Annotated in this window: 11 protein-coding genes; 4 read left to right on the top strand and 7 right to left on the bottom strand. The window is 45.5% G+C overall.

The window, feature by feature from the left end; translation table 11 throughout:
• The first annotated feature begins 36 nt into the window (after nt 1–36).
• The 3 genes from HGH90_RS07165 to HGH90_RS07155 are packed head-to-tail and all read left to right on the top strand — an operon-like array spanning nt 37 to nt 5,645.
• Nucleotides 37–951 carry a type IX secretion system membrane protein PorP/SprF gene (locus HGH90_RS07165; RefSeq protein ID WP_168762327.1) on the top strand — a complete coding sequence of 305 codons (915 nt, stop codon included), beginning with the start codon at nt 37–39 and terminating at the stop codon, nt 949–951.
• A 21-nt stretch (nt 952–972) separates the two neighbouring features.
• Nucleotides 973–3,117: an OmpA family protein gene (locus HGH90_RS07160; RefSeq protein ID WP_169190729.1), complete on the top strand. Its 2,145-nt coding sequence runs from the start codon at nt 973–975 to the stop codon at nt 3,115–3,117.
• A 44-nt stretch (nt 3,118–3,161) separates the two neighbouring features.
• The gene (locus tag HGH90_RS07155) at nt 3,162–5,645 is read left to right on the top strand and encodes a Calx-beta domain-containing protein (protein WP_168762329.1); all 2,484 of its coding nucleotides are present in this window, start codon (nt 3,162–3,164) and stop codon (nt 5,643–5,645) included.
• 301 nt (nt 5,646–5,946) lie between these two features.
• Here the strand turns inward: HGH90_RS07155 and HGH90_RS07150 are convergent, their stop codons facing one another.
• The 7 genes from HGH90_RS07150 to rplU form a co-directional block, all read right to left on the bottom strand.
• Entirely contained in the window at nt 5,947–6,444 is a 498-nt protein-coding gene (locus HGH90_RS07150; protein ID WP_168762330.1) for a GNAT family N-acetyltransferase, read from the bottom strand.
• A gap of 11 nt (nt 6,445–6,455) precedes the next feature.
• Entirely contained in the window at nt 6,456–7,091 is a 636-nt protein-coding gene (locus tag HGH90_RS07145; protein WP_168762331.1) for a DsbA family protein, read from the bottom strand.
• A 112-nt stretch (nt 7,092–7,203) separates the two neighbouring features.
• Nucleotides 7,204–7,905 carry a PrsW family intramembrane metalloprotease gene (locus HGH90_RS07140; RefSeq protein ID WP_168762332.1) on the bottom strand — a complete coding sequence of 234 codons (702 nt, stop codon included), beginning with the start codon at nt 7,903–7,905 and terminating at the stop codon, nt 7,204–7,206.
• Complete coding sequence (locus HGH90_RS07135; protein ID WP_169190728.1) at nt 7,902–9,590, bottom strand: DNA polymerase/3'-5' exonuclease PolX; 1,689 nt, start codon at nt 9,588–9,590, stop codon at nt 7,902–7,904. The genes HGH90_RS07140 and HGH90_RS07135 overlap by 4 nt, the downstream gene beginning before the upstream one ends.
• A 195-nt stretch (nt 9,591–9,785) precedes the next feature.
• A complete protein-coding gene (locus HGH90_RS07130) occupies nt 9,786–10,217 on the bottom strand; it encodes a histone H1-like repetitive region-containing protein (protein WP_145671410.1) in 432 nt (143 codons plus the stop codon).
• Nucleotides 10,218–10,281: 64 nt separating this feature from the next.
• A complete protein-coding gene (gene rpmA / locus HGH90_RS07125) occupies nt 10,282–10,560 on the bottom strand; it encodes a 50S ribosomal protein L27 (RefSeq protein ID WP_145671409.1) in 279 nt (92 codons plus the stop codon).
• 50 nt (nt 10,561–10,610) lie between these two features.
• Entirely contained in the window at nt 10,611–10,913 is a 303-nt protein-coding gene (rplU, locus tag HGH90_RS07120; protein ID WP_168740011.1) for a 50S ribosomal protein L21, read from the bottom strand.
• Between the two features lie 437 nt (nt 10,914–11,350).
• Here rplU and HGH90_RS07115 point away from each other — a divergent pair, with 437 nt between their 5' ends.
• Nucleotides 11,351–12,850 (top strand): GH3 auxin-responsive promoter family protein, encoded by a 1,500-nt coding sequence (locus HGH90_RS07115; protein WP_169190727.1) that lies wholly within the window; start codon nt 11,351–11,353, stop codon nt 12,848–12,850.
• The last annotated feature ends 71 nt before the right edge of the window (nt 12,851–12,921 follow it).

Raw genomic sequence — 12,921 nt, 5'->3', positions numbered from 1 at the left:
TAAGATGTGTTTGACAAAATATTTAAGCTGATACCTATGAATAAGCGTCTTATGAAAGCTTTAGGGATTGCGATCTTATGCTGGTGCTGCAGCCTGCAGGCGGTAGCCCAACAGGAACCGCTGTACTCGCAGTATATGTTCAATGGTATGGTCATTAACCCTGCTTATCCATCTATGGACGAATCATCGAGCCTCACGGCAGTGGGCCGTAACCAGTGGGTGGGAGTAGATGGCGCGCCTAAAACTGCCACGGCTTCGTTTTACACACCTATTAAAGCTACCAATACCAGCTTTGGCGTGTCGCTGATGAATGAAAAGATCACCGTTAATTCCCAGACCCAGGTTAATTTCAACGTATCTCAGCGGGTAAAGCTGAATGAGAAGATTTACCTGGCGCTGGGACTGAAAGGAGGAATATCCCAATACCGGGAAGACAATTCTTCCTTATCTACCTCAGATCCTACGTTTGCTCATAATCAGAGCTATATGAAAAGTGATGTGGGATTTGGTTTTATGATATTTACCGACCGGTTCTTTATCGGTATATCTTCTCCCACTTTCAAAAGTTTCGACTTAGGCAATAGTGTGAATAAGGTAGTAGTGGCGTCGCATTATTATCTCCAGACAGGCTACCTGATTGACATTAATGACGCGGTAAAGCTGAAGCCCAACATTTTATTAAGGCAGGTAAAGGGCGCGGGTTTGCAATACGATCTGAATGCCAATATCCTGCTAAAGAACATTGTGTGGCTGGGAGCTTCCTGGCGTTCTGAAAAAACGATGACTGGCCTGATACAGGTTCAGGCTACCAAGAACCTGCAGATTGGTTACTCTTATGATACGCCGATGCAGTCGAACCTGAAGGGCGCGCAAACGGTATCCCATGAGCTGATGGTGAATTATCGTTTCTCCTGGTCGAAGTGGAAAGTGGTAGCGCCGCGATATTTCTAATTTAATTAAATCAAGAATAGTATGCGAAAGTTTAATTTCTATTCCCTCATACTTTTTCTGAGCATTGTTTCCCTGTTTGTTTCCTGTAGTTTCGTAAAGGATCATGTGCAATTGGGGGGCTTGGGGAGTATGGCTAAAGCAAAGCGTGCAGAACGCCTGTATAAGCGACAGGAATATGCCGGGGCCATCTCACTGTGTAATAGTGTGATCAATAACGGCGCTTCTGAAGAAGTATCACGCCGGGCTAAATTAACCTTAGCCAGGGTGTATTTTGAAACGAGACAGTTTGAAAAAACAATCAGCTTATACGACGAACTGCTCTATAAGCCGGAAAAAGATATCCTGGTGACCGATGTAACCAATTACATCGACTTGCTGAAACGTACCGGGAGAGTAGCCAAGGCGCAACAGATCAGCGATGTGTACGCCCAAAGCTATAAAGACAATGCCCGGTTTACCAACCTGCAGGCATCGCTGGTAGACTATTACAAGTTCTTTAACCGTGATTCAATGGCTAATATACGGGTAGACAGTTTGCGATTAAACCTGCCCGGTTACCAATATGGCCTGGCCTTATACCAGGATAACATCGTTTTTCTGTCCAACGATTTTAAGAAGAAGGATCAGCAGACCTTCTACACCAACTCCAAGCTGTACCAGATTTCAGAAGACGGTATAGAACCGTTTAATAATAGCCTGAGAGGCGTATTACAGGTGGGGCCGGCTTCTTTTTTTGATAACGGAAAGAAGGTGATTTACACCTCCAACCGGTACACCGATGTAAAGAATGATAAAAATTCTTACATCAACTATAATAATGGTACCCAGCTATTATCCGCTATTTATCAGCCGGAACACGATGTTTGGAGTAAACCGGTACCTGTAAAGCTGGGGAAAAATTCAGCATCTTACTCTTTCCTGCATCCATCAGTTGCACCGAACGGTAAACGTTTGTACTTTGCATCCGATATGCCTGGCGGCTTCGGCGGAACAGACATATACTATGCTGACTGGGATAAAGAGGAAAAGCGGTGGAAAGCGCCTGTGAATATGGGGCCCCAGGTAAATACCAATGGAAATGAGTTATATCCTTTCGTAATAGGTGAGCAGTTGTTCTTTTCTTCCAATGGCCTTCGTGGCTTCGGGGGGCTGGACATCTTCGTGATCAACATCAAAAAGCCGGAAGAAGGCACCGTGCATTTGCCTTATCCCGTAAATACACAGTTTGATGACCTGAATCCCGTCCTGGACGAAAAGAAGCTATTATTATATTTTACATCAGACCGTTCAGGGGCACATGATAATGATCATATCTATGTGTTAAACCTGAAGAAAAATCCTTTGAAACAACTGGATTTGCCTTATCCCGGCAAACCAGTAAAAGAAGACGATAGAGTGCCTTATACCATGAACCAGGCGGATAGCCGTCAACAGCTGACTTTAGTAGGTGACCAACGCTATGATAACCAACCTGTGGAACAAAAGGTGGTGATGCCTGCTGTAGTAAAGCCTGCTACCATAGCGACGGCAGAGCCGGAGCGCAAGGTAACCAACTATGCGGACGATATTACCGACAGCTCTCCTGAAATGATTCCCTGGCAGAATGCCGGTCCAGCTACCACCCAAACGGTTACTTCCGCTGCGGGCAGGGTGCCGGCAACAGCGCCTGTTTACACCAGTGATGCCACTTACAGCAGCCCGGAAATGGTTTCCTGGCAACGATCTGCCGGCTACCCAGTAGCTGGTAACGGTAAAGCGTATACGTTGCTCACAGACAGCACGGTGAAAGCGCTGGAAATGTTGTGGCGGGTTCCCGGGGTTATCTACTATGACCTTAATTCCTATGTACCGCAGGACCAGGAATGGCGCAAGCTTGATTCTATTTTCAAGGTCTGGAAAGCCAATCCGCAGAGAATAATACTGGTGAACGGGCATACCGATATTATCGGAACGGAAAAGTACAACCTGTTACTTTCCCGGAATCGTGCGGCGTATATACAGGAATGCCTGCTGAGCAGGGGCGTGTATGCGGACAAGGTCAGGATTAATTATTTCGGATCTACCAAACCGGTGTGGGTAGCTACTCACTACAGCCTGTCGGGCAACCGGGATGCTTTCATCCAGCTGCAGGGCGTGAACAGGCGCTGTGAGATCCGGATTTTATAAACTTTTTTATCGGTTATTTTTTAGCGTATATCAAATTAACACAAATGAACAAGATCTCTTCACTAATGCTTTTACTGGCGCTGGGCTCGCAAGCCTTCGCACAGGAAATGCCTGTAGTGTTTAACAAGAGCTTCAGTGGTCCCAAGAACCAGTATAAGAAACTGGCTATTGCAGACAACAACGCTATTGTTGCTATCGGCGGGGGAACAGATAATGGGTGTATTACCAAATTATCTTCCACAGGAAACCTTATTTACAATGCCAAACTGAATAAAGGCGGACTGGTAGCTTACCAGGACATGCTTTTATTACCCAAAAATGAGCTGGTGGCGGTGGGGGGCGGTACCATTGCTTATGGTAATGCCCGTATCACCAAGTTGTCGGCTACCGGGGAAGTAATATTTGACAAAAGCATTGGGAATGGCCAGGGCGGCTACTTTACCCGGGTAATTGTAGACCGTCATGGTAACTACATTACCGTAGGAGTAGATGGCAGCAAGCCTGCACAGGCCCGTATCACCAAAATGACACCGGATGGCCGCATAGAATTCGATAAGGGATTTGGCGCTCATAACGTATTTACCAATGTGCTGATAGATGAAGATGAGAACATTGTTGCTGTAGGTGGCGACGTGGGCGATGGACAAGGTAAAGCTTACATGGTAAAAGTAAATGGTAAAGGAGAAAAGCAGTTCGAACTTTCTTTCGGTAAACCAGGTGCTATTTTTGAAAAGATGCTGTTGCTGGAAGATGGCGCAGTACTGGCTATGGGCGGTGGCGCCTATGGTACCGGCAATGCCAGCCGCATTGCTAAAGTAAACGTGGAAGGACAGGTAGTATTTGATAAAGAATACAGCACCGTAGATGGTAAATTCAACGCCATCAAAGTAAATGACCTGGGACAGATTTTTGCCTGTGCAGAAGAAAAAGATAAAGGCCGTATCGTGAAGCTGCGTCCTGACGGAACAGAATTGTTCAACAAGGAAACAGACGCTGCATTATACGCCCTGGAAGTAGGTAAAAATGGCAAGGTAGTGGCTGCAGGCGGTAACGTTACTAACAATACCGGTAAGATCGTAAAGTTATTGCCCGATGGAACTACCGTGGTAGATAAAAACATGGGTTCTGTTTTTCAGCATTTATTACTCACAGAAGACGATGAAATCTGCGTAGTAACCAGGGAAGGTTACCGTATGATTAAAGTAAGTCCCGATGGTGAAATGATGTTCGACAAACAACTGGGTAAATACGATGCTAAAACCTCGCTGGCTTCCCTGCTGATGAGTCCTTCCGGCGAAATTATTGCTGCCGGTGGTGGTGATGAAGATGGCAACCGTATCATTAAGATCAGCCATGGCGTTTCTATCAACGATATCGCCGTATCTGAACCACTGAACGGTTTATCCAATGCTACGCTGACCATTACTTTATCCGGCTTTCTGAGAAGTAATGGTGTTCGTACACCCGTTAACGTACATTATAAAACCATACCTCATAAAGGTAGCGCTGGAGCGGCTGATTTCGATGTTACCGAAGGAACTATCTCCTTTGTGCCTTCCGAATTTGCAGCGGGCGCTATTATCTCCAAAAGTATACAGATACCTGTAAAAAGTGATAACCTGCTGGAAGGTAAAGAAGCTTTCCATGTAGAAATACTCGACGCTTCCGACCTCTACCTGACCAAGGCCAAAGGTGAAGTGACCATCCTCGATCAGCCGGCCATGGTGAAGTTTATAGGTGGCAGCAATGGCGCGGAACCTGGTACAGATGTGGTATTTTCTGCCGGGCTATTTAAGAGAGATAATACGCCATTGATCAACGCCACTTCCAAGCCCGTTCGCCTGACCTATAAGTTTGGTAACGGTACCGCTTTGCCTGGGGCCGACTTTGTAAGCAGCATTAAAGCGCCTTTCGCGATTGATAGCGGCGCCACTACTGCCAGCCTGAATGTAAAAGTGAAAGATGACAACCGTTTTGAACTGGCGGAAACCGTGGTACTGGTATTAAGCGAGATCAAGGCGGAAAACGAAGCAGTAGTGGGTTACAACGGAGACGTTACCTCTATTTCTGCTTCTCAATACATACAGGATCAACCGGCCTATATTACCCTGGTTAAACTGACAGATGCCAACGAATCTGCCACTGCCCCGGTAAGTATGTTTAAATGTATCCTGGTAAAGGCGGCTGACCAATCCGTACAAACCAACTGTACAGGTAGTGATATCAACATCTTCTTTGGTGTAGATTCTACCAGCACAGCTGCTTATGGTAAAGATTATGTTATCATGAACGGAGATATGGTGAAAATTACCGGTGATTGTGCGTTCAGTGAAACGGATATCCAGGTAGCACTGGTAAACGACCGTGTAAAGGAACCAGATGCACAGGTAGTTGTGAAATTGCGTGATGCTACCGCAGCCGGCAATGCAGGGATGCTGAAAATTTCCCCTGAGCTGAAGCTCAACAAAGCCATAGCCGTTATCCACGATGATGATAATGACGAAGGCACTGTGCTGACAGCCAAATAATAACGGCTTGGATCAATAACCGATATACGCGCTTCAGGCACACCTACATTCCCGCATGGTTTACTATGCGGGAATTTTTTTAGGGAGGTAGACCAATTGGATTCCTTACCATCCGAATAATAAGCTAAAAAGCAGCATCTTTTATATTATAATATAAAAGATGCTGCTTTTTTTATACCAGGGAAATCCGGGATTTGGCGCTACCCGTATATAACCATAGACAAGTAATTTTGATTTTAAAAGAGTTGTGTCTTTTAATGGTTAACTTGGGAATAGCCTGGTATATCCTTACCGGGCTTTTTTATGGCAGCGGTTTCCGCATCACATAATCTTCCATCAGGTAGCCCCTTCCGATGTCGGTATTTTTTTCCTTATACACGCTGAACCCCTGTTTTTCATAGAAATATTTTGCCTTATTGAACCTGTTCACATCCAGTTCCAGGATACTGGCTCCGCGGGCCTTTACCTGGTCGGCTACTGCCGACAGCAGCATTTTACCTACGCCTTTTCCCTGGTAGTTGAGATCAAGATAAATTTTTTGCAATTTGAAAATATCAGGCATGTCAGTGGCGCTATAGGAGGCAAAACCGATTGGGTTATTATCATCCCGCAGGATGATAAACTGATGCTGCAGGGCATTGATTTGTTTTTCGAGGGCGGCGGTGCTGTACATCATTTCCAGCATATACTCGATTTGTTCCGGGGAGAGGATAGACTGGTAGGTGGGCCGCCATATCCTGTTGGTGAGGTCCTGTATAACAGGAATATCATTTACCGTTGCTGATGTTATCTGGTACATAGTAGCTGGTGTTATAAGGTGCTGTCTTCTTTCAGTATGTTTTCGATCGTTTGTTCGAGTTGTTCCAGTGGCGTAAATCCCCGGGCACAGAGGTAAAGTTGTTTGCCCGTATCGAGGATCGCGGCTGGAAACCCGGTGATGCCCCAGTTTTGGATTAACTGGAATTCCTGGTGTGTTTCATAGCGGTAATGTTCCTGGTGGAGGCGATCGATGAATTCATCTTCCGGCAGGCTGAATTTTTTTATCAACATGCGGTAGGTGCTGTCCTGGTTCAGGCTTAGCCCGGAATAATTCAGTGCCACCTGCATATCATGTGCAAAGCTGATGGCATTTTCCGGCTGATATTGTTTGAAAACGGTTAATGCGATGCTGGGTTTTTCTGAATCCATCATTTCGGCAGAAGGCAATAATTTTTCCAGGAAGGCTGTTCCAAATTTCACGCCGGTCATATTTTCCACATTGGTATGTTCGCGTTGAATATAGGCGGCCATAGCGGAAAACGGGTGACGGTTATCACCGATGATCATTCCCCCGGAGAGAATATCGAAGGTCATGGTTCCGTTATTGCGTTCCTGTAACTGTTGAATAACGGGGGTAAATCCATAGCACCAACCGCACAAAGGATCGTAGATATATATGAGCCTCATGGTGTTTTTTTTCAAAGGTACGGGAAAGCAGAAAACGATGAAAGCGAATGGGGCTGTTGGGAGATAGTATCCGCAGCGCTCATTCGCTTTCCGCGATTGACGTCTCTGGCTGTCAGCTTTCTATATGCTGTTGTCCGTGTTCATGTATTTCCTTCGACAGGCGGGCATCCTTTCGTATAGCCCTGATGGATAGCCGTATGGCAAAGATGAGCGTTATCACGGAAGCGCCCATCAGGAAGATATTATTACCGAGAAACAAGAAGAAATCGAAGCTGCCATGGAAGAATATGGCGATTAACAGTCCCCTGAACAACAGGTCGCTGCTGCGCTGCGGTATAAATTTGGCAAGGCCGGTGTAGTAGCCCATCAATATGGCAAAGGTGGCATGTGCGGGTACAGAGAGGAACATGCGTGCTACGCCGGTGCCGAATCCATATTGCGCTACGTAGGCAATATTTTCGAGGGTAGCGAAGCCCATTCCAATCATCACGGCGTATACGATACCGTCGAGTGGTTCATTAAACGCTTTTTTGGGGTAGGCGTAGAGGAGGAGTACCATGAATTTGGCCAGTTCTTCCGATAATCCTACAATACCATAGGCAAAAGCGGCGGTGCCCAGTATGGTACCATTGTTTTCATGCCAGCCCATGGCGGCTGCCAGTCCCTGTATCACAAGTGGAAAAACCACGCAGCCCATTCCCAGTAAGAAGCTCTTTATGAGCAGGCTGGTGGGTTCGCGGTCATATTTATCTATCAGGTAAATAAACAGGCAGATGGCAAAACCGGGAGCCACGGCCAGTGCCAATAGCATCATGGAAGCATATTTTTTTGTTGTCTGCGTTGCTGCAGGTAATTATCCAGCCTGTCAACAGTGTAACTGCTTAGATTGTTTGCTTTGGTGATGCCTCCTTTTTGGGCGGCCAGGGCGCCGTAATGAATATCTTTAAATCCACTGATGCTGTGGGCATCGGGATCGATAGAGATGAGTACTTTTTTCTCGAGGGCATAAGGCAGCCAGGTCCAGTCGATATCGAGGCGGCGTGGGTGGGCATTGAGTTCAATGACTACCTGGTGTGCTGCACAGGCATCGATAATGGCTTTGTGATTGACGGGGTAGCCGCTTCTGCTGAGGAGCAGGCGACCGGTCATATGTCCAAGTATCGTGGTGTAAGGATTTTCGATGGCTTTCAGCAAGCGTGCCATCGCTTTTTCTTCTGTCATTTTGAGATTGGAATGCACAGAAGCGATGACGAGGTCAAATTTAGCCAAAATTTCATCGGGATAATCGAGGGTACCGTCGTTGAGGATATCGGCTTCTATGCTCTTAAAAATGCGGAAGGGAGCCAGTTTTTTGTTCAGTGCTTCAATCTCTGCATGTTGGGCAGTTATTCGCTCGATGGAGAGGCCATTGGCATAGAAGGCGGAGCGGGAGTGATCGCTGATTACGAGGTATTCGAACCCTTGTGCTTTGGCGGCGAGGGCCATTTCTTCCAGGGAAGATTCGCCGTCGCTCCAGTTGCTATGGGAGTGTATAATTCCTTTGATATCGGCGGCGGTAATGACTTCGGGCAGCTGGTGTTCGCGGGCGAGGGACAATTCCTTGTTGCCTTCCCGTAAGAATGGCGGAATATAATCCATATCGGCGGCGGAGAAGATGGCTTCTTCCGAGCTGGCGCCGGAAACGAAGGCGGCGCCTCCGGCGGCGTTGAATTTATCGATGAAGGCGGAGCTACCGGTGGAGGCAAAGAGTTGTGCGTAAAAGTCGCCCGTGTTGCAGCTGTGGGTAATAATTTTCAGTTTCCCATCGAGTTGCCATACGAGGTGCTGGCCGTTATCCATGAGGAGGGAAAATCCTGGCAGGGTGCTGAGTTGCGCCGTGATGGTGGTGGCGGGAGCAGCTATTAAAAATTCGATTTCATCGATGATGATGCTATGACGGCGGAAGGCCCCGGTAACAGATACGTTGGCGGGCGCGAGTAATTCATGCAGTTGTTTTTCCAGTTGATAGCCAATGGTGGCTACTTCTGCATAGAGGAAGCGGTGGCGGTTAGCGAGATAGAATTCAATGTTTTGTTTTACGCTTTCCTGGGTTTTGGCGCCGAAGCCTTTGAGGAGCATGAGGCGGTTTTCGTTACAGGCGTAGAGTAATTCTCCCATCGATTCCACTTCCAGTTCTTTCCAGATGGTGGCTATTTTTTTGGGTCCCAGGCCTTTGATCTTCATGATTTCGAGGATGCCGGCGGGAGTTTTTTCCAGGTATTGATTGAGCAGGGGAAATTGTTGGGTGTCCAGCATTTCGAGTATGCTTTTACCGGTAGATTCCCCGATGCCTTTGATCCGGAATATATCTTCGCGGGAGGTGTCTTTGAGTTGGGAGGGCAGTTTTTCTATCGTAAATGCTGCGCTGGCGAATGATTTGGCTTTAAAGCTATTTTCTCCGTGTATGTCCATGAGTTTGGAGAGCAGGGAGAAGTTATCTGCAATTGAGTAATTGTCCATGTGGTAAATTTAAAGCAGAAAGCTGAAAGCGTAAAGCAAAAAGCTATGCTAACCGGTGATCTTCATTAATACTGTAGAGTTTGCTATGGTCAATCATTTCAATAGCGTTTTGCTTTAGGCTTTCAGTTTTCTGCAATAAAAAAGATCCTGGCTATATAGCCAGGATCCTTATAACTACATTTTGTAATTCCGATCTTAGTTAGCCGGAGCTTGAGGTGCAGCTGGAGGAGTAGCAGCAGCTTTTTTAGGAGCAGCTTTCTTCTTAGCAGCAGGTTTCTTAGCAGCGGCTTTCTTTTTAGGAGCAGCTTTCTTAGCAGCAGCTTTTTTAGGAGCAGCTTTCTTAGCAGCGGCTTTCTTAGGAGCAGCTTTCTTTTTAGGAGCGGCTTTCTTAGCAGCAGCTTTTTTAGGAGCGGCTTTCTTAGCAGCAGCTTTTTTAGGAGCGGCTTTCTTAGCAGCAGCTTTTTTAGGAGCGGCTTTCTTAGCAGCAGCTTTCTTAGGAGCGGCTTTCTTAGCAGCAGCTTTTTTAGGAGCAGCTTTTTTAGCAGCAGCTTTTTTAGGAGCGGCTTTCTTAGCAGCAGCTTTTTTTGGTGCAGCTTTCTTAGCAGCTGCTTTTTTAATTGTTGCCATTGTTTTTTGAATTTGGGTTAGTAAAAAAATTGGGTATTAAAAAAAACTTTATGGCTAACACTGATTAGGCTTCTGCCTGAGCAGTGGTGTCAAATGCTTTAACAGAAACGTAAGTCTTGTTTTCGCGACCTTTTCTGAATTCAACCACACCATCTGTCATTGCGAAAATGGTAAAATCTTTACCAACGCCTACGTTTTGACCGGGATGATAAACTGTACCTCTCTGGCGAACAATGATGTTACCAGAAACTGCAGGTTGACCACCAAAGATTTTTACTCCCAGCCTTTTGCTGTGGGAGTCACGGCCGTTCTTTACACTACCTTCACCTTTTTTATGTGCCATTGTATAGTTACTTTAACTTTGTCTAATAAAAAAATTTAGCCTAAAACGAATTAAGCTATTTCATTGATTTTGATTCTTGTAAAGTGGGTACGGTGACCAACTTTCTTTCTGAAGCCTTTTCTTCTCTTCATTTTGAAAGCGATAACCTTATCACCCTGAACATGAGCCAGAATCTCTGCTTTTACTACTGATTTTACATCAGTGCCTACGGACAGCTTACCAGCATTATCTGTTAACAGCACATCGGAAAACTCCACTTTGTCGCCAATATTTCCTTGTAACTGCTGTACAAAAATTTCCTGGTCTTTTTGTACTTTAAATTGCTGACCTGCGATTTTTACAACTGCAAACATAATTATCCAAAATATAATTTCCGCAAAAGTAACCTTTTGTTTTCTAATAGACAAAGTTTTTCGGTCTTTTTTAATTCACAATGTATAAACATGTGTAGAGAACCGTTTAAAGCTTAATCATTTCAAAGATACATACTTTCTTGAATTTTAAATTATTTTAACAAATTGTATGAGCCCGTATGGGGCTGCAACTACCCTATCTTCCTGCTATTCAGCGATCTTACAAAAACAGCCCATCTGCTGTGCAAACCAACGCAATTTTGTATACTTTTGTCGTTTACGTGCATTAAAACACAGATAAGATCGGGGCATTTTTTATTTCATTGTTTCGTCATTTATTATAAACCGGTGGATTTTCCCGTAGAAAAGCCACTGACGGCCATGATTAAATAGAAAAATATTCCAATCTTTAGTCTCTCAATCATAAAATAACAGGCATGAAGTTTAAATCACTGCTGGCCAAACCATTTGCTTCTATCGTACATAATAAGATAAAGAAGGAAATGTTAAGGGCGGTAGAAGATCAGGATGCTATCCTGCAGGAGTTGATAAAGACAGGCAGAAAGACTGAATTCGGAACGGAACATAAGTTTAATGCGGTACAGACCCATGAAGAGTTTGAGCAGGCTGTACCTTTAAGAGATTATGAACAGTTTAAGCCTTATATAGAAAGGATCAAGGAAGGAAAGCAAAATGTACTGTGGAAAGGGCAGCCTATCTACCTGGCTAAAACCTCCGGCACCACCAGTGGCGTTAAATATATTCCTATCTCCAAAGAATCTGTTAATAATCATATAGATACCGCCCGTAATGCGTTACTGAACTATATGGGGGAGACGGGGAACACTGCTTTTGCCGACGGCAAGATGATTTTCTTATCCGGCTCGCCCGAGCTGGAACGGGTAGGAGGCATTCCTACCGGCCGTTTGAGCGGGATTGTAAACCATCATATTCCCCGGTACCTGCGTACCAATCAGCTGCCATCGTACGAAACCAACTGTATTGATGACTGGGAAACCAAGCTGGATAAAATAGTGGAAGAAACCCTGCAGCAGGATATGACCCTGATCAGCGGGATTCCGCCATGGGTACAGATGTATTTCGACCGGTTGATGGAGCGTACCAATGGCAAGCGCATCAGGGAAATTTTCAAACACTTTGATGTAATGGTATATGGAGGGGTGAATTTCGAGCCTTACCGGGCTAAGCTCATGGCTTCTATCGGCGCGCCCATTCATACAGTGGAAACTTTCCCGGCCTCGGAAGGCTTTTTTGCTTTCCAGGACTCGCAGGAGCAGGAAGGGCTGTTGCTCAACACCAACTCGGGGATTTTCTATGAATTTATCCCTGCCAACGAAATTTTTAATGAACATCCTACCCGACTATCGCTCAAAGATGTGCAAACAGGTGTAAATTACGCCATGGTGATCAACAACAACGCGGGCTTATGGGGATATAACCTGGGAGATACGGTGAAGTTTATTTCCACCAATCCTTACCGCTTGCTGGTAACGGGGCGTATTAAGCATTTTATATCGGCCTTTGGCGAGCACGTTATTGGGGAGGAAGTGGAACATAGCCTAATGAAGGCGGCCGCAGAAGAAAATGTGCATATTACAGAGTTCACGGTGGCGCCTATGGTGCAAACTAATGGTGAATTGCCTTACCACGAGTGGTTTGTTGAGTTTGAGAATATGCCGCAGGATATGGCCGCATTTGCGAGGAAAGTAGATGATAACATGCGTCAAAAGAATATCTATTATGATGATCTGTTGACCGGCAATATATTACAACCCCTGAAAATAAGGACTGTGCGTAAACAGGGCTTTATTGACTATATGAAAGCAATTGGAAAACTGGGAGGCCAGAATAAAGTGCCTCGTTTAAGTAACGACAGGAAGCTGGCAGATGAGCTGGCAGCGTATTTACAAAAATAAACGGCGATTCAAGCTGTATTACCGGCTGTTGGGCATACGCCGGCAGCTGATTCTTCATTTTTTGTTAACTG

Origin of the sequence: Chitinophaga sp. Ak27, from assembly GCF_012726295.1 — a bacterium.
In the GTDB taxonomy this organism is placed as follows: domain Bacteria; phylum Bacteroidota; class Bacteroidia; order Chitinophagales; family Chitinophagaceae; genus Chitinophaga.
This window is presented reverse-complemented; position numbering and strand designations above follow the sequence as displayed.